Annotated in this window: 24 protein-coding genes and 1 pseudogene; 12 read left to right on the top strand and 13 right to left on the bottom strand. The window is 66.4% G+C overall.

Annotation, left to right across the window (positions count from 1 at the left end):
- Positions 1–54 precede the first annotated feature (54 nt).
- The gene (locus tag ACYVH8_RS02650) at positions 55–225 is read right to left on the bottom strand and encodes a hypothetical protein (protein WP_460487325.1); all 171 of its coding nucleotides are present in this window, start codon (positions 223–225) and stop codon (positions 55–57) included.
- Between the two features lie 120 nt (positions 226–345).
- Between ACYVH8_RS02650 and ACYVH8_RS02655 the strand changes: the two genes are divergently transcribed.
- On the top strand, positions 346–2,439 hold the full coding sequence (locus tag ACYVH8_RS02655; protein WP_460487326.1) for a 2,4-dienoyl-CoA reductase FMN-binding domain-containing protein: 2,094 nt from the start codon (positions 346–348) through the stop codon (positions 2,437–2,439).
- Between the two features lie 9 nt (positions 2,440–2,448).
- On the opposite strand, the gene ACYVH8_RS02660 is transcribed toward ACYVH8_RS02655, so the two are convergent.
- The 4 genes from ACYVH8_RS02660 to ACYVH8_RS02675 are packed head-to-tail and all read right to left on the bottom strand — an operon-like array spanning position 2,449 to position 3,663.
- Entirely contained in the window at positions 2,449–2,811 is a 363-nt protein-coding gene (locus tag ACYVH8_RS02660) for an HVO_A0114 family putative DNA-binding protein (protein ID WP_460487327.1), read from the bottom strand.
- A gap of 58 nt (positions 2,812–2,869) precedes the next feature.
- Positions 2,870–3,094: a toxin-antitoxin system TumE family protein gene (locus ACYVH8_RS02665; protein WP_460487328.1), complete on the bottom strand. Its 225-nt coding sequence runs from the start codon at positions 3,092–3,094 to the stop codon at positions 2,870–2,872.
- Positions 3,095–3,146: 52 nt separating this feature from the next.
- Complete coding sequence (locus ACYVH8_RS02670) at positions 3,147–3,413, bottom strand: DUF4389 domain-containing protein (RefSeq protein ID WP_460487329.1); 267 nt, start codon at positions 3,411–3,413, stop codon at positions 3,147–3,149.
- A gap of 22 nt (positions 3,414–3,435) precedes the next feature.
- Positions 3,436–3,663, bottom strand: a complete 228-nt coding sequence (locus ACYVH8_RS02675; RefSeq protein WP_460487330.1) for a hypothetical protein — start codon at positions 3,661–3,663, stop codon at positions 3,436–3,438.
- A gap of 52 nt (positions 3,664–3,715) precedes the next feature.
- Between ACYVH8_RS02675 and ACYVH8_RS02680 the strand changes: the two genes are divergently transcribed.
- Positions 3,716–4,021 (top strand): hypothetical protein, encoded by a 306-nt coding sequence (locus ACYVH8_RS02680; protein ID WP_460487331.1) that lies wholly within the window; start codon positions 3,716–3,718, stop codon positions 4,019–4,021.
- Here ACYVH8_RS02680 and ACYVH8_RS02685 read toward each other — a convergent pair.
- Positions 4,008–4,616 (bottom strand): 3'-5' exonuclease, encoded by a 609-nt coding sequence (locus ACYVH8_RS02685; RefSeq protein WP_460487332.1) that lies wholly within the window; start codon positions 4,614–4,616, stop codon positions 4,008–4,010. The two genes, ACYVH8_RS02680 and ACYVH8_RS02685, sit on opposite strands and share 14 nt — an antisense overlap.
- A gap of 133 nt (positions 4,617–4,749) precedes the next feature.
- Between ACYVH8_RS02685 and ACYVH8_RS02690 the strand changes: the two genes are divergently transcribed.
- From ACYVH8_RS02690 to ACYVH8_RS02705, 4 genes are read left to right on the top strand one after another with little or no spacing between them, the layout of a single operon-like run.
- Positions 4,750–4,992, top strand: a complete 243-nt coding sequence (locus ACYVH8_RS02690; RefSeq protein ID WP_460487333.1) for a hypothetical protein — start codon at positions 4,750–4,752, stop codon at positions 4,990–4,992.
- A gap of 52 nt (positions 4,993–5,044) precedes the next feature.
- Complete coding sequence (locus ACYVH8_RS02695) at positions 5,045–5,299, top strand: hypothetical protein (RefSeq protein WP_460487334.1); 255 nt, start codon at positions 5,045–5,047, stop codon at positions 5,297–5,299.
- Positions 5,296–5,652, top strand: a complete 357-nt coding sequence (locus tag ACYVH8_RS02700) for a translation initiation factor Sui1 (RefSeq protein WP_460487335.1) — start codon at positions 5,296–5,298, stop codon at positions 5,650–5,652. Before ACYVH8_RS02695 ends, ACYVH8_RS02700 begins: the two co-directional genes overlap by 4 nt.
- On the top strand, positions 5,652–5,873 hold the full coding sequence (locus ACYVH8_RS02705; protein WP_460487336.1) for a DUF3820 family protein: 222 nt from the start codon (positions 5,652–5,654) through the stop codon (positions 5,871–5,873). The genes ACYVH8_RS02700 and ACYVH8_RS02705 overlap by 1 nt, the downstream gene beginning before the upstream one ends.
- A gap of 98 nt (positions 5,874–5,971) precedes the next feature.
- Here the strand turns inward: ACYVH8_RS02705 and ACYVH8_RS02710 are convergent, their stop codons facing one another.
- Positions 5,972–7,765: a caspase family protein gene (locus ACYVH8_RS02710; RefSeq protein ID WP_460487337.1), complete on the bottom strand. Its 1,794-nt coding sequence runs from the start codon at positions 7,763–7,765 to the stop codon at positions 5,972–5,974.
- Between the two features lie 401 nt (positions 7,766–8,166).
- Between ACYVH8_RS02710 and ACYVH8_RS02715 the strand changes: the two genes are divergently transcribed.
- Complete coding sequence (locus ACYVH8_RS02715) at positions 8,167–8,616, top strand: DUF2721 domain-containing protein (RefSeq protein WP_460487338.1); 450 nt, start codon at positions 8,167–8,169, stop codon at positions 8,614–8,616.
- A 16-nt stretch (positions 8,617–8,632) separates the two neighbouring features.
- Here ACYVH8_RS02715 and ACYVH8_RS02720 read toward each other — a convergent pair whose 3' ends face one another.
- From ACYVH8_RS02720 to ACYVH8_RS02735, 4 genes are all read right to left on the bottom strand, one after another.
- Positions 8,633–10,627 carry an AsmA family protein gene (locus ACYVH8_RS02720; protein WP_460487339.1) on the bottom strand — a complete coding sequence of 665 codons (1,995 nt, stop codon included), beginning with the start codon at positions 10,625–10,627 and terminating at the stop codon, positions 8,633–8,635.
- Between the two features lie 66 nt (positions 10,628–10,693).
- Positions 10,694–11,512 (bottom strand): Rossmann-like and DUF2520 domain-containing protein, encoded by an 819-nt coding sequence (locus tag ACYVH8_RS02725; protein ID WP_460487340.1) that lies wholly within the window; start codon positions 11,510–11,512, stop codon positions 10,694–10,696.
- An 8-nt stretch (positions 11,513–11,520) separates the two neighbouring features.
- Entirely contained in the window at positions 11,521–12,099 is a 579-nt protein-coding gene (locus ACYVH8_RS02730; protein WP_460487341.1) for a chromate transporter, read from the bottom strand.
- The gene (locus ACYVH8_RS02735) at positions 12,096–12,686 is read right to left on the bottom strand and encodes a chromate transporter (RefSeq protein WP_460487342.1); all 591 of its coding nucleotides are present in this window, start codon (positions 12,684–12,686) and stop codon (positions 12,096–12,098) included. The genes ACYVH8_RS02730 and ACYVH8_RS02735 overlap by 4 nt, the downstream gene beginning before the upstream one ends.
- A 75-nt stretch (positions 12,687–12,761) precedes the next feature.
- On the opposite strand from ACYVH8_RS02735, the gene ACYVH8_RS02740 reads away from it, so the two are divergent.
- Complete coding sequence (locus ACYVH8_RS02740; protein ID WP_460487343.1) at positions 12,762–13,130, top strand: SMP-30/gluconolactonase/LRE family protein; 369 nt, start codon at positions 12,762–12,764, stop codon at positions 13,128–13,130.
- 16 nt (positions 13,131–13,146) lie between these two features.
- Here the strand turns inward: ACYVH8_RS02740 and ACYVH8_RS02745 are convergent, their stop codons facing one another.
- Entirely contained in the window at positions 13,147–13,890 is a 744-nt protein-coding gene (locus tag ACYVH8_RS02745; protein WP_460487344.1) for an MgtC/SapB family protein, read from the bottom strand.
- Positions 13,891–14,246: 356 nt separating this feature from the next.
- Between ACYVH8_RS02745 and ACYVH8_RS02750 the strand changes: the two genes are divergently transcribed.
- The 4 genes from ACYVH8_RS02750 (at position 14,247) to ACYVH8_RS02765 (ending at position 16,841) form a co-directional block, all read left to right on the top strand.
- Positions 14,247–14,612: a glycogen-binding domain-containing protein gene (locus ACYVH8_RS02750; RefSeq protein WP_460487345.1), complete on the top strand. Its 366-nt coding sequence runs from the start codon at positions 14,247–14,249 to the stop codon at positions 14,610–14,612.
- 95 nt (positions 14,613–14,707) lie between these two features.
- Positions 14,708–15,253: an RNA polymerase sigma factor gene (locus ACYVH8_RS02755; RefSeq protein ID WP_460487346.1), complete on the top strand. Its 546-nt coding sequence runs from the start codon at positions 14,708–14,710 to the stop codon at positions 15,251–15,253.
- On the top strand, positions 15,253–15,930 hold the full coding sequence (locus ACYVH8_RS02760; protein ID WP_460487347.1) for a hypothetical protein: 678 nt from the start codon (positions 15,253–15,255) through the stop codon (positions 15,928–15,930). Before ACYVH8_RS02755 ends, ACYVH8_RS02760 begins: the two co-directional genes overlap by 1 nt.
- An 11-nt stretch (positions 15,931–15,941) precedes the next feature.
- Positions 15,942–16,841: a hypothetical protein gene (locus tag ACYVH8_RS02765; RefSeq protein WP_460487387.1), complete on the top strand. Its 900-nt coding sequence runs from the start codon at positions 15,942–15,944 to the stop codon at positions 16,839–16,841.
- 63 nt (positions 16,842–16,904) lie between these two features.
- Here ACYVH8_RS02765 and ACYVH8_RS02770 read toward each other — a convergent pair.
- Positions 16,905–17,140, bottom strand: a pseudogene (locus tag ACYVH8_RS02770) (IS30 family transposase); the annotation flags it as partial.
- Positions 17,141–17,246 lie beyond the last annotated feature (106 nt).

Genomic DNA, 17,246 nt, shown 5'->3' on the forward strand with positions numbered 1-17,246 from the left:
CCCTCGATGAGGGCCTTTTGTCTGGGGCTGACGCTGGCGCGAGCCAGCGCGGGATCAGCCGCCCTTCGAGGGGCGCTTGCCCGGGTTCTTCTTGCTGCGGGTGGCGACGCCACGCTCCAGGCTGACGCGTTGGCCGCGGCCGCCGGTGGGCAGGGTCACGCCATTGAGCGGCTTCGGACGGGGGGTGGCTTTGCGGTCTGCTTCGGTAACGATCTTGTTGCCCATCTGGGGCTCCTTCTGGCTGACGATAAAACCGCAATGTTAGCCCATCTGGCCGGCGCGCTCCGCCGCCCCGGATCGCAGCCCTATGATGGCGGCAGCATTGCCCCCACCCAGAAAAAAGCCATGTCCGCATCCACCACGCTCCCCGGCCTCTCGCTTTACCCCCATCTGCTGGCCCCGCTGGACCTCGGCTACACGCAGCTCAAGAACCGCGTGCTCATGGGCTCCATGCACACCGGCCTGGAAGACGGGCGCGACCTGAGCAAGCTGGCGGCCTATTTCCGCGAACGCGCCGAGGGCGAGGTGGGGCTCATGGTGACGGGCGGTTTTGCGCCCAATATCGCGGGCTGGGCCAAGCCCTTCGCCGGCACGCTGTCCACCTCGGGCGCGGCCAGACGGCACCAGGTGGTGACACGCGCCGTGCACGAGGCCGGTGGCAAGATCGCGCTGCAGATCCTGCACACGGGGCGCTACGCCTACCACCCGCTGGCCGTGGCACCCTCGGCCATCAAGTCGCCGATCTCGCCTTTCAAACCCTTCGAGCTGTCGGCGCGTGGCGTGGAGCGGCAGATCCGCGCCTTCGTGAATTGCGCGGTCAAGGCCCGCGAGGCCGGCTACGACGGCGTGGAGATCATGGGTTCCGAGGGTTATTTCATCAACCAGTTTCTCGCCAGGCACACCAACCACCGCGAGGACCCCTGGGGCGGCGACTACAGCCAGCGCATGCGCCTGCCGCTGGAGATCGTGGCGCGCACGCGCGAGGCGGTGGGAAGCGACTTCATCATCATCTACCGCCTCTCCATGATCGACCTGGTGCCCGGCGGCAGTTCCTGGGACGAGGTGGTCACGCTGGGCAAGGCCGTGGCGCAGGGCGGGGCCAGCATCATCAACACCGGCATAGGCTGGCACGAGGCCCGCGTGCCCACCATTGCCACCAGCGTGCCGCGCGCGGCCTTCGCCTGGGTCACGAAAAAGATGAAGGCCGAGTTCGCGGCGGCGGGCCTGAGCACGCCGCTGGTGACCTCCAACCGCATCAACACCCCCGAGGTGGCCGAAGCTTTGCTGGCCGAGGGCAGCGCCGACATGGTGTCCATGGCCCGCCCGCTGCTGGCCGACGCGGACTTCGTGAAGAAGGCGGCGTTGGGCCGCAGTGCGGACATCAACACCTGCATCGCCTGCAACCAGGCCTGCCTGGACCACATCTTCAGGAACAAGCTCACCAGCTGTCTGGTGAACCCGCGGGCCTGCCACGAGACCGAGCTGGTCTACCGCCCCACAGTGCAGCGCAAACGCATGGCCGTGGTGGGGGCCGGCCCGGCCGGCCTGACGGCGGCCACGCTGGCCGCCGAGCGCGGGCACGAGGTGCATCTGTTCGACGCGGCCCCCGAGATCGGCGGCCAGCTCAATATGGCCAAGGTGGTGCCGGGCAAGGAGGAGTTCCACGAGATGCTGCGTTACCTGGCGCGGCGCGTGCAGACCACGGGTGTGCAGCTGCACCTCAACAGCACCGTGTTGGCGGCCGACCTGCAGGGTTTCGACGAGGTGATCGTGGCCACGGGTGTGACACCACGCGATCCGAAGATCGAAGGGCAGAACCATCCCAAGGTGCTGAGTTACATCGACGTGCTGCGGCGCAAGTTGCCCGTGGGCCGGCGCGTGGCCATCGTGGGCGCGGGCGGCATCGGCTTCGACGTGGCGGAGTTCCTGGTGAGCGAAGGCCACTCCACCACGGTGGACTTGCCGGCCTGGTTGGCCGAGTGGGGCGTGACAGACCCGGCGCAGGAGCGCGGCGGCCTGAGCGCTGAAGGGCCGCAGGTGGGCCCGCCCGAGCGCCAGGTGACCCTGCTGCAGCGCAAGGCCGGCAAGCTGGGTGACGGCCTGGGCAAGACCACGGGCTGGATCCACCGCGCGGCGCTCAAGATGAAGCAGGTCAAGATGATCGGCGGCGTGAACTACGAACGCATCGGCGCGTTCACCGAAGGGACAACTCAAGGTTGGGGCCTGCTGGTGTCCTACGGCGAGCAGCGCGAGAACCCGACGTGGATCGCCTGCGACACGGTGGTGCTGTGCGCGGGCCAGCTGCCGCTGCGCACGCTGGCCGATGAGCTGCAGGCGCAGGGAAAAAAGCCTCACCTGATCGGTGGCGCGCTGGAAGCCGGCGAGCTGGATGCCAAGCGCGCCATCGACCAGGCCGCGCGGCTGGCGGCACGGCTGTGAACGGGCGGTTCAGGCAGCCTGCCTGAACAGCGAAAGGTGGATTTCCACGGACTCAAAGGGCACGAAGACCGCGTCTTCGGGGGTGCGTTGCACCAGGCCGTGCTCTTCGAGCTTGGCCACGTCGGTGTGCACATTGGAGTAGTTGCGCCCGGTTTCCTTGGCCAGGGCGTAGACGGAACAGGGGCCGCACTGGCGCAGGGCTTCGAGCAGGTCGATGCGCGCGGGGGTGAGTTCCGAAAACAGGGTGCGGGCCGATTCGAAGCTCAGGTGGTAGTCGGCCCCATAACGCGCGCCGGCCTCGGCCGCCTTGAGCTGGCGGCGCGCGGTCTTGAAGACCGAGCCGCGGGGGGCGATGTCGATGACGGCTTTCATGGCGAGGGACTCCAGGTTTCAACATCACGCTGGAAATCGTCCAGCAGGCGGTCGAGGCTCACAAAGGTGCAGGGTGTTCGTCCTCATCCACGTGCCGGTGATCACCCTTGCCACGTTCATTGTCATAGCGCACACGGCAGACACCACCGGCCCCGAAATACAGCCGGTACTGGTAGGCATGGGTGCACGGTGCCAGGGGTGTCGGCAAAAACCAGACGACGATCTCGACGATGCTGCCGTCATCGCGCACCTCCTTGGCCCGGGCGATCAGCTGGGCGGTCATTTGTATTGCATCCTGGCAATATATTGCCAAAATGCAATAACGCAGCGGAGGTTCAGTCCCCGTTGGGCCAGTCGCTAAAGGGGAAGGGCGCTTCTTCGCTGGCGAAGCTCAGGAAATCGGTGATCTGCCGCAGGTACTGCCCCAGGCTGCGGCCGAAGCGCTGCAGGCGTTCGTTGGGGCCGTCGGTCACGATGGACAGCAGCAGCTGCACCAGGGCCAGGGCGCCCAGCACCGTGAGGGCCAGGTGCAGGGCCAGGCCGGTCAGCAGCATGAGTAGCACGCGGACCCAGAGGCTGCGTTTTTCGGGGGTGTCGCTCATGGGGGTCTCCTCGGATCGTGGTTCAGGGTGAGCGGTGCAGGCGCGGCGCGGCCAGCAGGGCCAGGTTTTCCTCGATGGCGAGGTCCACATTGCGCCAGCGCCCCTTGAGCTGGGCCTTCTCGATGGCGGCCTGGAGCTGCTGGAGGTCTTTCACGGTGGGCGCCACCTTGATCTGGGCGATGGCCGCTGCCGCGTTGCCGCCCTTGACCAAGGCAAGCACCTTACCGGGCCATTCACTTTGTTTACTCATAGGTCTGACTTGGTTCTGAGACTGCACTGTACCAAGTTAAGCTATCCGCCTGATGAATTACACCGTGAAACTCTTCGACGCCGAGGGCGTGTCCGAGGCCCAGCACCGCGAGGCCGTGCTGCGTTTTCGCCGCGCGCTGGAAGAGACGCTGGGCGACGCCAGCCTGGTTTTGCCGGTGTACCTGGCCTACCAGCGCATTGCGGCAGCCTACGGCGAGCAGCCCGACCTTGCGGCCCTGACCGATGCCGAGCGCGAGATCGTCGAGCAATGGCAGGCGGCCGAGACGGCGGCCATCGCCGCCGTGTTTGGCCCGCTGCGCAATATGGGCGACGGGATGTACGAGATCAAGCCGGCGTAGCACCCAGGCCGAGTGCGTGGAACACGCGGATGGCGGCCCAGGCGTCGTTGGCCGCATAGATCAGTTGCGCTTCCGTGAGGCGCGGGTTGGCCCAGTTGGAGGTGGCCGCCTTCTTGGACTTGATGAAGCGGCGCTGGAACAGGATGGCCACCGCGGCCTTCACGCCCATGTCCTTGCGGTAACCGCGCTCGCGGAACACGGTGTTGAGCTCCAGCACACCGGCCGGCTCCACACCCAGCTTGGATGTGATGCGCTTGCGGTCGTCGCCCAGTCCGAAGCCGGCCTTGATCACACCGGGCAGCGCCAGCAGCTCGGCCACACGGGCGCGACAGCCGCTGTCCTGCAGCTGGAAGACCCAGGCCTGTTCGGCCGTGGCCAGCTGCACGGTGTGCGGGCCGTCAGATGGTTCACCCACACGGAAGGTCGGCCTGGATTCGGTGTCGAAGCCCAGGTGGGCCACGGCGGACAGCTCGGCGCAGGCTTTGTCGGCTTCGCCGGTGCTGGCGATCAGGCGGATGCGGTCCAGTCCCAGGCGTTCAAAAGGTTCGAGCAGGTTGATGTCGTCCTTGCTCGGCGTGGGCTGGTGGGTGTTCATGAGGCGGTTGATTCCATTATGCGGAATAAAAGTGTGACAAAGAGTTACGAAATGAGTATGCTGTTTGAAACTGCCACCGCAGAAGGCAGACGGGCAAAAAGCCCGATCAAGGTTAGCCATTCAGGGGTGGATCATGGTTTTCGAATTCGAGGAACGCGCCGACCACACTGATCAGTTGTCCAAGCTGCTCTCGGTGATGCAGGACGTGGGCCGCAAACTGGCCAATGAATCGCATGGGCGATCCTACGACAAGGTGCGGGAGTTCAACCAGATCCTGCACCTGGCGCGCGAACAGCTCGACGCCATTGAGCAAGAGGAGCGCCGGCAGTTCCTGCTGGAAAGAAGGCGGGCGCCGCGCTCCAGCTACGAGAACTAGCCCGAGCTGAACCCCGGGGCGCGGGGATAATGGCGTCTTCCAGAGAGCGCCCATGCAAAGCAGCAAGTCCTTCACGAGCGGTGACTACCAGCTCTACCCCTCGCCGCGCAACACGCACCGCATCCTTTTCGAGCACCAGGTCTTCGTGCCCCATCCCTATGCGCTGATCGACCTGCCGGCCATGGGCCTCCAGGGCCGTTACAGCCTGTTCGCCGCCAGCCGCCTGGCTGACAACAAGCAGGGCCAGCTGGTGAGCTTCGAGAACGAGGCCGACGTGACCCTCTTCAACGCCAAGTTCGAGCCGTGAAGCACAGCGGGGGTCTGGTCTATTCCACCGAGGGCGGGCGCATGTGCCCGGTCTGCCGCCGCCCGCAGGCGCAGTGCGTCTGCAAGTCGCAGCAGGCGGCGCAGTCCCTGGGCGACGGCAAGGTGCGCGTGACGCGTGAGACCGGCGGGCGCGGCGGCAAGGCCGTGACCGTGGTGCGGGGCCTGCCGCTGGATGCGGCGGCCCTGACCCAGCTGGGCAAGCAGCTCAAGGCCGCTTGCGGCACGGGCGGCACGGTGAAGGACGGCGTGATCGAGGTGCAGGGCGACCATGCCGAGAAGGTGCTGGCCCTGTTGCTTGCGCAGGGTTACGCGGCCAAAAGGGCGGGGGGATGATGGGCGACCCCGAACAGCTGCAGCGCCTGCTGACCGTGGAAATGCCTTACGGCAAGTACAAAGGCCGGCTGATCGCCGACCTGCCGGGCAATTACCTCAACTGGTTCGCGCGTGAAGGCTTTCCCAGCGGGGACCTGGGCCGCCTGCTGGCCCTGATGCACGAGATCGACCACAACGGTCTGTCGGGCCTGCTGACGCCGCTGCGTCGGGCGCAGCGCTGAACCAACCCGCTCGCGTTGAGCCTGTCGAAACGCGCGTCTGAAAAAGCAGACGTCAGCTAAGGGCTTCGACAGGCTCAGCCCGAACGGTGGAGGGTCGTTCAGGTTTTTTTCTTCGCCACCGGCGCCTTGCCGGGAAAACGCGTCTGCTGGTGCTCGCGCGGGCGGTAGAGCTGCACTTCCTGCTCGTAACCCAGCTTGCTCTTGAGCACGCTGTTGCACTGCGTCACCACGTCTTCCAGCGTCTTGCGCCCGGCGGTCGCGCGCAGCTGCTGGATCAGCATGAAGGTCATGGCGCCGTAGGGCACGGAGCCGTGTGTGTACTCGTAGGCGTACTGGTCTTCGCGGCAGGCGGCCAGCAGCACCGGGTTGTAGGGGCCGTGGTGGCCCAGGCGCCGGGTGGCGGCCTTGAAGGCGGCGGGGTCGTCGCTCCAGCGGCCCACGGCACGGCCCATCTTCTGGGTGGCGCCATCGATCCCCAGGTAACGGCGCACCACATCGGCCGGCGCCTTGTTCATGCGGCCGCGCAGGTCCAGCTTCTTGCGCGGGAACCACATCTGCTTGTCCACATCCCATTCGATGCCGCGGTGGCGCACGTCGTCGGGCGGGTTGATGCCGCGCACCGCCACGCCGCCGGCGCGCGCGATGCCGCCCGAGTGGCAGCAGTCCAGGATGATGGAAAAGCGCGCCTCGTAGGGCAGGTTGGCGTAGTACTGGGCCAGCATGTCGTCGGTGATGCCGGTGTTGCCGCTCCAGTCGAAGTCGTGGGTGACCAGGGCCTCGTCCTTGTGGTCGGGTTCACCGTCGGTGTCCAGGGCGGCCACCTGGGCGCCGTGTCCCGAGTAGAACAGCACACGTTCGTCGCCCGCGCGCACATCTTCGAGCAGCCATTTGAGACGCTCCTGCACGCCGCGGGTGGTGGCCCGCGCGTCCAGCACCACACGGATTTCCTCGGGCTGGTAACCACGCTCCTGCAGCATGGCGCTCATCTGGAAGACGTCGTTGACGCAGCCGCTCAGGCGGTTTTCCGGCTGCGGGTAGTCGTTGATGCCGATCAGCAGGGCACGGCGCTTGCGCGGACTGCGGCGCTGGACAGTGGGCGCCTTGAACCAGCTGGCGTCCAGGGCCGGTGCCGGCTTGGGCTTGGCCGGTTTGGCGCCGCGCGGCAGGGCGCCGGCCAGGCCGGCCCAGACATTGCTGGCCGTGACCTCGTGCGCCAGGTACTGCTCGGCGCTGTGGTCCAGCGGGCCCCATTCGTCGAAAAAAGTGTCGAGCTGGGTGAATGGCGCTTCCGGGAAATCCAGCTCGCAGGTCAGCACCGCGTCTTCGGCGTTGAAGAGGTGGTACCAGTGGCGCACGGTGCCCAGGGGCCTGAGGTAACCGCCGAAGCTTTCGGCCAGGGCCGGGTGGCCGATCTGTGAGCCCAGGGTGACGAAGAGGCGGTCCTGGGCCAGGGCCTGCTGGGCGGCCAGCGTGTCGTAGGTGATGAGCGAACCCAGGCTGTGCGCGCAGATCACGTGCGGGTTGACGCGCTTGATGCACTGGGCCAGATCGGTGGAGAGCTGCTGGCGCAGCTGGGGCAGGGCGGTCCACTTGGCGACCATGCCGATGGTGTTGTCGAGCAGCGTGCCCAGGCCTTTTTCCGTGGAGCGGCCCAGCGCGCGGCGGTGCGCCCAGTAGCTGTTCCACAGGCGCTTGACGGCCTCGGCGTAGACGGCCGCGTCGGCATTGGCGGCCTCGAAGTGCGGGTTGTAGCGCAGTTCATGGAACTCGAAGGCGTCGGCGGCCACGCCGGCACTGGCGGCCGCGCTGCGGATGGACTGCTGCCATTTGGCCAGCCAGTCGCCGTTCTCGTTGGTGTTGACGCCGTGGATGCACAGGATGCGGATGCTCATGGAACCCCCTGTTGGCTGCTTGTGGATGTGCGTCTTTATAGGCACAAACGCAGCGCCTGTCTTCCCCTGTTTGTGCTTAGGGCCCTCTGCATAACTCCCGTCATGCGCGTTCGAGTCAAAAACGGGATGATTTGACCGCCAAGACCGCGCAGCCTGTGCTGGTGGCACAGGCAAGTGGTTTGGTGGGCAAAGGGCCCGTTTTTGGCCGAACCCCTTTGGGGGCGTGGTTTCGCGGGCGATCCACGGCGTTGCAAAACCAGGCAAGCCGTCCAGGCTTGCCTTGGGTTTTGCGCCTTGCGGCTCATCCCGCAAAATCCACGCCGCACGCGACGCGAGTTATGCAGAGGGCCCTCGGGTGATAATCGGCGCGCATCCCCACCCGACCCCAAACGAGTTCGCGCATGGCCCTTTTCGTCGATTCCGGCACCGTGACCCACGGCATCCAGCTGGCCGTGGCGCCGGTGTTCCTGCTGACCGCCGTCTCCGGCATGATCGGCGCCGTGGCCGGGCGCCTCTCGCGCATCATCGACCGTGGCCGTGTGCTGGAAGAAAAACTGCGTCTCAATGCTGAGCCCGTCCTGGCGCCGCAGTGGACCGCGGAGCTGGCCATGCTGCGCACACGCGGCAAGCTGGCCAACAGCACCATCGGTTTGCTGACCCTGTGCGCCTTCATGATCGGCCTGACCATCGTGATCCTCTTCCTGGGCGAGACCACGGTGTTCCAGATCGAACGGCTGGCGATCTACGCCTTCCTGGCCGGCGTGAGCTGCTTCATGGCCGCACTGTGCTGCTTCTTCGCCGAGACCCTGCTGGCCACGCGCGTGCTGAAGTTCGGCCAGCCCGGGGACTGAACCAGCAGACGGGCCATCAGCGCCGCAGCAGGTTCTTGAGCCGGTCTTCGGCCTGTTCCTTGAGGCGCTGCGCGGCTTTGGCCTTTTCTTCGTCCAGCCGCTGCTGGGCTTCCTGCTGCAGCTGCGCCTTGCGCTGATCGACCAGTTCCCTGGCGCGGTTGCCGGCACCGGCGCCGAAGTCGATCTTCCAGGTGATGGCCGTGTAGGGGCCGCTCAGGCGCACGGGCAGGGTCAGGCCCTTGAGTTGTTCCATCTCGGGGCCGCCCTGGCCCTGCAGGGTGGGCACCACGGTGGCCTTCACCGTGTAGTCCAGCCGGTCCTCGGCAAGGAAGATGTCACCGGCGCCGCCCAGGCGCAGCAGGGGCGTCTTGGCGGAGAGGTCGTCGTTGTGCGCCACACCCTGGGTGATCTTGAAGCTGGCGCCGAACTCGGTGAAGTCGGTCTTCTCCTGGGCGCCGGCCTTGCCTTCCTGGGAACCGCCGCCGAGTTTGGCCTTGGCATTGCGCAGGGCGCCGGCGATGTCCAGGCCGTTGATCGCGCCGTCCATGAGCTGCACGCCGGCCGTGCCGTTGAGGTTCTTCTTGAACAGGCTCACGGTGTTGCCGCTGGTGCTGACATCGAGCGCCACATTGCCGCGCCCGTCTATGGGTTGCTGGTCCAGTGCATCCTTCATCAGGGGGCCGAGGTTGATGCCACGCAGGTCCAGCTTGGCGGCCAGGCTTTGGGCGCCCTGGGCACTGGCCGTGATCGTGCCGTTCACGCCGCCGCCGTAAAGCGTGGCCGTCAGCGGCTTGAGTTCGGCCTTGCCCCCCTGGGCTTTGAGCTGCAGGCGGAGGCTGGCGGCACGCAGGTTCATGATTTTCAGCGAGGCGATCTTGAGCGCGCCCCGTGCGTCCAGCGTGCGCAGCGGCGAAAGATCGATGACGGCTTCAGGCCCGGCCGGGCCGCTGCCAGCCGCTGCGGCCGGTTTGGCGCTCCTGGGCAGGTAACGGTCGGCGTCGAGCTCACCCAGGGCGATGTCGAAGTCGATGGCTGGTTGAGAGAAGCGTTTCACGTCGGCCTTGAGGGCCAGGGTGGTGCTGTCGAGCTGGCCGTCGAGTGCCAACTGCACGGCTTCATGGGCCAGATCGACCGAGACCGGGCCTTGCAGCTTGAGCGCCAGCGAGCCGCCGGCCGGGTTGGGTGCCGAGACCTCCAGCGTGAGCGCCGGGATTTCGATGGTTTGCGCGCTGGCCTCGACGCTGGCCAGGCCCAGCTTGAGCTGCAGATCACGCAGGCCGGCCGCAGCGCCGCCCAGGCTGGCCTTGAAGTTTTCGAGCAGCAGCTTTTGCTGCGCGAGCCGGGGCGTGAAGTCACTCTTGACGCTCAGTTGCAGGGCCAGCTGCGGGTTCGTACCCTGGAGGTCGGCACTGAAGTCCAAGGGACTCTTCCTGCCCTCGGCGATGGGGCCGGTGCTGAAGTTCAGCTTGGAGACGCCCAGGCGCTGGCCGCTGGCGTTGTCGCGGTAGTCCAGGCTGGCGTTGGTGATGGCGATGCCGCCGACCTGGAGCAGGGGCGGGGCGGCAGGGGCTTCCGACTTGACTGCGTCAGGCGATGCCGGGGCTTTGTCGTCCTGGGGCAGCAGATCGTCGAAGTTGAAACGGCCCTGGCGGTCGCGTTGCACTTTGACATTCAGGCCGTCGACCAGGACACGGTCCACCTCCACCCTTTTGGAGAACAGCGGCAGCAGCGCCACTGAAACCTTCACCTGCTGGGCGGCGGCGAAGGTCTGCTCGCTGCGCGGTTCGGACAGCGCGAGCTGGCCCAGGTCGGCGCCGATGCGCGGAAACAGGGTGAGCCGGATCTGGCCGGGAATGGACAGGGTGCGGCCGGTCTGCTCCTTGACCCGCTTGATCAGTTCAGGCTTGTAGTCATTGGGGTTGAAGGTGGCGACGATGAAGGCCGCCACGGCCACCAGCAAGACGACGACGGCGGCAAGGGCGATGAGCAGGACTTTGAGGGGTTTCTTCATGAGGTGCAGGGCGCAGCGATGAGGGTGACAGGAAGAATAACGCAGCCGGGCCTGCCGCGATGACGGTCAGAGCCGACCCTCGCGCGCCAGCCGGGCGGCCAGCTCACTGAGCGCGGTGTACGCGGCGCCGGCCTGTGCGTCCCAGGCCGCCACGGCCTGGCCCTGGCGCTGCACCAGGGCCGTGTCACCGCGCGCGGCCGGACCGGTCAGCGCACCGGCCGGCCCCAGGGCCAGCAGGTTGTCCACGGCGTTGCGCAAGAGTGTGCTGCGCAGCTGCGGCAGCAGCTCGGGCGGCACGCCGCTGTTCAGCCACAGTGCTTCGGCCGTGGCCTGCAGCACGGGCAGGAAGTTGGTGGCGAAGACGGCACCCGCGTGGTAACGCAGCTTGTCGGCCGAGGGCAGGGTGAAACAGTGCGCGCCAATGGCGCTGAAGAGTGGCTGCAAAGCGGCAAGCGCGGCGGCATCGCCTTCGAGGGCGCAGGAGGTGCCGGGGAACTGCTGCACGGCCGTGGCCGGCGTGGCAAAGCTCAGGATGCAGTGCGCGCTGGCGATCTGCCAGCCCGCGGCCTGGAGGGGCGCGAGTTCAGCGGCGGCCAGCGCACCGCTGGCGTGGAAGGCGATGGACGGTGGCCGGCCGGCACGGGCCAGGGCCTGCGCGCTGGCGGCGATCTGCCGGTCGGGCACGGCGATCAGCCAGCAGTCGGCAGGCCGCAGGGTCTGCACGGAGTTGGCGGGTCGACCGGCGCCGATGAAATCCACCGCAGCCTGCGCGCTGGCGGGCGAGGTGGTCAGCACGTCCTGTACTTGCAGGACGCCCTGTGTCTGCCACAGGCGGCCCAGCGTCTTGCCGACACGCCCGCCGCCGATGAGGTTGAGCGTGGGCATCCGGGCTCCTAGACCAGGCCGAACCAGCCCAGCAGGCCGCCCATGCCCAGCAGCCACAGCAGGTGCAGGCGGGTGCGCCAGACGATCAGGGCGGTCACGGCGGTGATCAGCCACAGGGGCCAGTCGCGCGCCGGGTCGCCATGGGCCCGGGCCAGGATCCAGCCGGTGGCGATCAGCAGGGCGATCACGATGGGGGCCATGCCCAGCTTGAAGGCGCGCACCGCGCGCAGCTCGCGGTTCTCATGGCTCCAGCGCGAGGTGACGTAGACCAGGATGGAGCTGGGCAGCATGATGCCCACCATGGTGACCCCCACGCCGAGCAGGGCCTGCGCGAGGCTGCCGGTGTTCAGGCCGACATGCCAGCCCAGCAGCGCCACGAAGAGGATGTTGGGCCCGGGCGCGGACTGGGCGATGGCGACGGAGGAGGTGTATTGCCTGTCGGTGAGCCAGCCCTGCTGGTCCACGAGGAAACGGTGCATGTCGGGCGCCGTGGTGATGCCGCCGCCCACGGACAGCAAGGAAAGCGTCATGAAATGCGTGAAGAGCTGGAGCCAGTCGCCCCAGCCGAGTTCCAGCAGCGGGGTCATACGGGCGCCTCCTTGTCCAGCTTGCGGTAGGCCAGCACGCAGGCCGCGCCGCCCAGGCCCAGCAGCACATACACCAGCGGCCAGCGCAGCAGGGCCACGGCCACGAAACCCAGCAGGCCCAGCACGCCATTGAGGGCCACGCCCATGACACTGCTCTTGAGCGAGGACGCCAGCCGCAGGCCGGTGGCCACCACCAGGCCCGCCGCCACGGCGCCCATGCCGCGCAGGGCGCCGATGACACCCGGATGGCTGGCGTACTGGGCGTAGAGCAGCGCAATCGACAGCACCACGATCAAGGGGGCCGTGAACATGCCGGCCAGTGCCGCCAGCACACCGCGCACGCCGAAGTAGCGCCCGCCGATCATGATGGCCAGGTTGACGATGTTGGGGCCGGGCATGATCTGCGCCACGGACCATTCCTCCACGAACTCCTCGTTCGTGAACCAGCGCTTGCGCTCGACCAGTTCGCGCTGGGCGATGGCCAGCACGCCGCCGAAGCCCTGCAGGGCCAGCACGGAGAAGGAAATGAAAAGATCCGTCAGGGATTTGGGGTGCGCCCGTTCGACGCTGCGGGGGGTGTCATCCATGTCTCGATTATCGTGCCTGCGGCCCTGTCCCCGGCGGGCTTGACGGGTCATCCTCTCACGCCCAGGATCGTTCGCATGACACCCGCCACCCCCAAGCTGATCCTGGTGGAGCCCGATGGCCGCGCCCGCGTGGTGGCCGAGGAGCTGATGTTTCCCAATGGCTGCGTCGTCAGCCCGGACGGCATCTGCCTGGACGCCGAGGGGGCTGTCTGGCTGGCCTCACCCGCCAGCCGCGAGGTGCTGCGTGTGCGCGAGGGCGGGGAGGTGACCCACCGCCTGCCCATGCCCGGCCAGCCCGTGGCCTGCATGCTGGGCGGGGCGCAGCGACGCACCCTCTACATCCTCTCGGGCAAGGTGATGGTGACGCCGGAACAGTCGCGCGAGTTGCGCGGCGGCACCATCCACGCCATGGAGGTCGCGGTGGCCGGCGCGGGCCGGCCCTGAGCCGCAGGGAGCCGCTTCAATTCCGCGCGTAATTGAGCTGGAAGTTGTTGACCCCGTCGAAGCGGGTGATTTCATTGGCCAGCTCGGCAATGGGCACCATGCGCTGGCGGTTGCGCGCCACGGCCACGAAGGACCACTCCAGGATGTCGTCCCGGCACTCGATCGAGATGGTGCCGGAGGCGATGTCGTAACCACGCTTGCTGGCCATCTGCTGCAAGGCGGCCTCGCTGGGTTTGAAGCCGGGCTTGAAACACAGGGTGATGGCCACGGCCTGGCGTGAGGGCAACCAGGTTTCGAGGCGGGAGATCCACATCATGGAGAAGGCCGAGAGGCCGGCCAGGGCCATGGCCGCACCGTAAAACCCCACGCCGACCAGGATGCCGATGACCGAGGCCGACCACAGGGAGGCGGCCGTGGTCAGGCCGCTGATGTTGAAGCCCTCGCGCATGATGACGCCCGCGCAGAGAAAGCCGATGCCGGTGACGATGCCCTGGATGACGCGACTGGTGTCGGTGGCCGTGCCGAGCAGGAAGTTGCCGCCGAACCAGGAGGATGAGTAGCCGCCGATGACGGTGAGCGCGGCCGAGGCCATGCAGACCAGGCCGTAGGTGCGCATGCCGGCCGCGCGGCCGTGGTAGGCGCGTTCGTAGCCCACCAGCAGGCCCAGCAGCAGGGCGCCGAGCAGGTTGAGGAAGACCAGCACATTGGTCTTGATCATGGGGAGGGTCCAGAAGCTGGCGAGGGTGTCGAAAGTGGGCATGGGGCGGTGGTCGAGTCGAATGGCGTGGAATCATTCTGCGCCCACGGGGCGGGGCTGCCAAGCTGGGCCTGTTCGGACGTGAAAATCAAGGCGAACAAGCCCTGGATGCTATGATGAATGCCAACTTTATTGCTGGCGGATAGATTTCAAGGCAGTCCTGCTGCCCTGAACTGACATCAGGTCCGCAGGGACGAATGTGCTGCCCACTCACTGGGGGCATGAGCGCCCATCCCCCGACATTTCATCCGTACGAGGAGCAATGACGTGGTGAGGTGTGTGGGTCAAAGTTTTTCACGACCTCGTTATGTATGACGAATAGGTGCGGTTGCCATGCGAAAGAGGGACGCAGGAACGTCATGAGCGGTATCCCATTTCTTGTTTTTTCCGCTCGACGATGGTGCTTCGCCTGTGCGCTTGGACTGGTCGGTTCATGGGCCTGCGCCGCTGAAACTGGAATGCGTGAGACGACTTTCACCCTGCACGCGCCCCGAGCCAAATCGGTCGAAATTCTCGGTGATTTCAATCAGTGGCAAAGCGGGGCAACACCGCTGGCCGGGCCGGACGAAGCCGGCCGTTGGCGGGTCAGGCTGGCATTCCCCGCGACCGTGCACCGCATCGAATACATCTACTGGGTGGACGGCGCCTACAGGCAGGTCGATCCCGCACAGCCTGTCGTTTCTGACGGGTTTTCCGGCGAGAACAATGTCGTTGTCCTGCCGTAGGCCGTCCGGTTTCCGAAAAACGTAACTTTTGGGGTGCGGCTTTCGTCTCAGTAAGCAAAATGAACCAGAAAAGGTTGCCATATGAGGCGTGATGCATGGAATCCGACGAAGCGCTGATCAACGCCTGTTTGGCGGGGCGGTCGGAGGTGTACGAAATACTGGTTCGGCGCCATCAGCAGAAGGTGTTCAACGTGTTGTATCGGTTTCTCGGCAATTACGAGGCGAGCCAGGATCTCAGTCAGGAAACTTTTCTTGCCGCGTATCAGAAGCTCGCCATGTTTGGCGGCAGGAGCGCGTTTTCCACTTGGCTGTGCCAAATTGCGCTCAACAAGGCGCGTGACATGCGGCGCAGCCGCAGTGGCGACCCGCTGTGCGAGGATTGGACGGACCATGCCGAGGTCCTGGCCGCGCCCGACGCAATAAGACCAGACTGTCGAGCCGAGCAGGCGCAATTGCATGAAGGGGTCCAGCAGATCCTCGACCGCATGCCCGCGCATTACAGGGAAGTTTTGATATTGAAGCATCTGGAAGAATACAGCAACGAGGAGATTGCCTCGCTGCTTGGCGATACGGTGGAGAATGTCAAGGTGAGGACGTTCCGCGCCCGCCTGATGTTCAGGAAACTGCACGGAGAGTCGTGATGAATGCACTGCAATACGATACTGCCTGGCAGCGCTACCTGGACGGGGAAATGAACCCGACCGAGGAGGCCGTCTTTCTTGCCCGCCTGGACGAGGCCGAGCGCGCGGAACTGCACGCCACCGGCGCGGCTCTGAGTGCGCTGGAGCGCTTGCCGCGGCTTGCCGCGCCCGCCGGCCTGGCGGCCAGGGTGATGGCGGAGATCAGGCCCCCAAGGCCAAGCGCCTTGGCTCGCCTGCGATCGTGGATGGAGCGTCGCCCCCTGCTGGGTTGGGAATTCGCGGGCGCCGCGCTGGCGGCGTCGACGCTGTTCGTCGTGCTTGCGCCTCTGTCGCTGCCACCGGCGGGCGACGCTTTGTCGCAAGCGGCTTTGCCTTCATCCCTCATCCCGGCTGCGCATGCGCCCCTGGGCGAAAGTAACACGCTGCGTTTCAGTCTGTATGCCCCGCAAGCCGGCAGCGTGGCGCTGGTCGGCGATTTCAACGGTTGGGGCAGCACGTCCGAGGTCAGGTTGAAGCCTGCGGAAAATGGTACGTGGAGCGTGGCCATTCCCTTGCCGAGCGGGCGCTATCAGTACGCATTCCTGGTCGATGGCCAGCGCTGGGTCACCGATCCCCGCGCCGAACAGCATGTGAGCGACGATTTCGGCAGGCAAAACGCGGTCGTCACCATCCTATGAGACGAACCGACATGACACATCGCATCTCTCTTCTGCTGTTCGGCATCCTGCTGGCGACCGCCGTTCGCGCCGAGCTTCCCCCATTGCTGGAGCAGGCCGTTTCCCGGGTCTCGGGTGCGCCGGCCCAACGCCAGGCCTTGGGCGCCAACCTGGAGGAAGCCCTGAAAGCCGGCGTGGGCGAACAGGACTTGCAGGCGGTCATGCGCCTGGCGACTACGCACCAATATTCTGCGGCCGGTATCGATGCCTTCGTCCGGCAACTCGCCGAGGCCAGCCGGGACGGCCTGCCCGTCGCGCCGATGCGTGACAAGATGCTGGAAGGCATGGCCAAGAAGATCCCGGCCGAGACGATCCTGGTCGTGTCGGCCCAGTGGCGCAGCGCGCTGAGGGAAGCTGACGCGGCCGTGCGAGCCATGGAAGAACGCGGCCTCGGCTACGGCAAGGCGGGCGAACGCGAAGCGCTGGTCGGCCTGGGCGCCGGTTTGCGGCAGCGTTACGGCGCGAAGGATGTGCTGGCGAAGCTGGATGCCTCCGCCGCGAAAGGTGGCAAGGCGACAGCCGATGCCGGTCGCCTGATCGCCGCCGCCAATCTGACCGAATTGCTGCTCCTGCACAAGGCCGCGCCGGCGCAGGCACTGGAACTGCCGATGGCCAGCCTGCGAGCCGGCTACACATCGGCACAGATTCAGGCCCTGCAGCGCAATGTGCTGGACCAGTTGCGCCAGGGCGTTGCGCCCGCCGACGTCATTTCGGACATGCGCCGCCAGTTCGGCGGCCAGGCGGATGCCCCGTTCACCACGCCTGCATTCCCCAATTTTGGCCAGCCTCCAGGGGGTGGGGGTGGCTTTCCCGGCGGAGGCGCACCTGGTGGCATGGGCGGCGGCTTCCCGGGAGGCAGGGGCGGCTACTAAATCATCAAGTGCGACAGCGGTGCAAGATCGGCGCCGCTGCCGTTTTTGGAACGACGGGATTCCAATGCCCTCAGGGATCCAGCGCTGCCATGGCTGTGCGGGTCGGCGAAGTAGACCTTCAGCCCGGTATTTTGGGCCAGCTTCTTGTGCAAAGCCATCTCCTTGCCCGGGTCGTAGGTCTAGGTCTGGCGCAAAGCCTCATCCAGCGGGCTGAAGGCTTGTTCGCAGTCGCGCAGGGTCTCCTCGGCCGTGGCAGCACCATCCATCTTCACCAGCATGACGAACAAGGCGTTGCGGCACCATCGGAGCATGCCGGGCCAGCTTCTCGATGACCACGCAGGCTGTGGCTCGATCGTTTCGAAATACTGTAACCACGGAACGCTCACTTTCGTCTCACAAGACAAC

Source organism: Curvibacter fontanus (assembly GCF_054780335.1).

Coding starts and splice junctions, on each gene's coding strand:
- ACYVH8_RS02675 (WP_460487330.1), bottom strand. CDS start 3,663: ATGAGTAAACAAAGTGAATGGCCCGGTAAGGTGCTTGCCTTGGTCAAG.
- ACYVH8_RS02745 (WP_460487344.1), bottom strand. CDS start 13,890: ATGCCCACTTTCGACACCCTCGCCAGCTTCTGGACCCTCCCCATGATC.
- ACYVH8_RS02705 (WP_460487336.1), top strand. CDS start 5,652: ATGGGCGACCCCGAACAGCTGCAGCGCCTGCTGACCGTGGAAATGCCT.
- ACYVH8_RS02695 (WP_460487334.1), top strand. CDS start 5,045: ATGCAAAGCAGCAAGTCCTTCACGAGCGGTGACTACCAGCTCTACCCC.
- ACYVH8_RS02665 (WP_460487328.1), bottom strand. CDS start 3,094: ATGACCGCCCAGCTGATCGCCCGGGCCAAGGAGGTGCGCGATGACGGC.
- ACYVH8_RS02740 (WP_460487343.1), top strand. CDS start 12,762: ATGACACCCGCCACCCCCAAGCTGATCCTGGTGGAGCCCGATGGCCGC.
- ACYVH8_RS02750 (WP_460487345.1), top strand. CDS start 14,247: ATGAGCGGTATCCCATTTCTTGTTTTTTCCGCTCGACGATGGTGCTTC.
- ACYVH8_RS02655 (WP_460487326.1), top strand. CDS start 346: ATGTCCGCATCCACCACGCTCCCCGGCCTCTCGCTTTACCCCCATCTG.
- ACYVH8_RS02670 (WP_460487329.1), bottom strand. CDS start 3,413: ATGAGCGACACCCCCGAAAAACGCAGCCTCTGGGTCCGCGTGCTACTC.
- ACYVH8_RS02685 (WP_460487332.1), bottom strand. CDS start 4,616: ATGAACACCCACCAGCCCACGCCGAGCAAGGACGACATCAACCTGCTC.
- ACYVH8_RS02650 (WP_460487325.1), bottom strand. CDS start 225: ATGGGCAACAAGATCGTTACCGAAGCAGACCGCAAAGCCACCCCCCGT.
- ACYVH8_RS02765 (WP_460487387.1), top strand. CDS start 15,942: ATGACACATCGCATCTCTCTTCTGCTGTTCGGCATCCTGCTGGCGACC.
- ACYVH8_RS02660 (WP_460487327.1), bottom strand. CDS start 2,811: ATGAAAGCCGTCATCGACATCGCCCCCCGCGGCTCGGTCTTCAAGACC.
- ACYVH8_RS02710 (WP_460487337.1), bottom strand. CDS start 7,765: ATGAGCATCCGCATCCTGTGCATCCACGGCGTCAACACCAACGAGAAC.
- ACYVH8_RS02690 (WP_460487333.1), top strand. CDS start 4,750: ATGGTTTTCGAATTCGAGGAACGCGCCGACCACACTGATCAGTTGTCC.
- ACYVH8_RS02725 (WP_460487340.1), bottom strand. CDS start 11,512: ATGCCCACGCTCAACCTCATCGGCGGCGGGCGTGTCGGCAAGACGCTG.
- ACYVH8_RS02730 (WP_460487341.1), bottom strand. CDS start 12,099: ATGACCCCGCTGCTGGAACTCGGCTGGGGCGACTGGCTCCAGCTCTTC.
- ACYVH8_RS02680 (WP_460487331.1), top strand. CDS start 3,716: ATGAATTACACCGTGAAACTCTTCGACGCCGAGGGCGTGTCCGAGGCC.
- ACYVH8_RS02755 (WP_460487346.1), top strand. CDS start 14,708: ATGGAATCCGACGAAGCGCTGATCAACGCCTGTTTGGCGGGGCGGTCG.
- ACYVH8_RS02715 (WP_460487338.1), top strand. CDS start 8,167: ATGGCCCTTTTCGTCGATTCCGGCACCGTGACCCACGGCATCCAGCTG.
- ACYVH8_RS02760 (WP_460487347.1), top strand. CDS start 15,253: ATGAATGCACTGCAATACGATACTGCCTGGCAGCGCTACCTGGACGGG.
- ACYVH8_RS02735 (WP_460487342.1), bottom strand. CDS start 12,686: ATGGATGACACCCCCCGCAGCGTCGAACGGGCGCACCCCAAATCCCTG.
- ACYVH8_RS02720 (WP_460487339.1), bottom strand. CDS start 10,627: ATGAAGAAACCCCTCAAAGTCCTGCTCATCGCCCTTGCCGCCGTCGTC.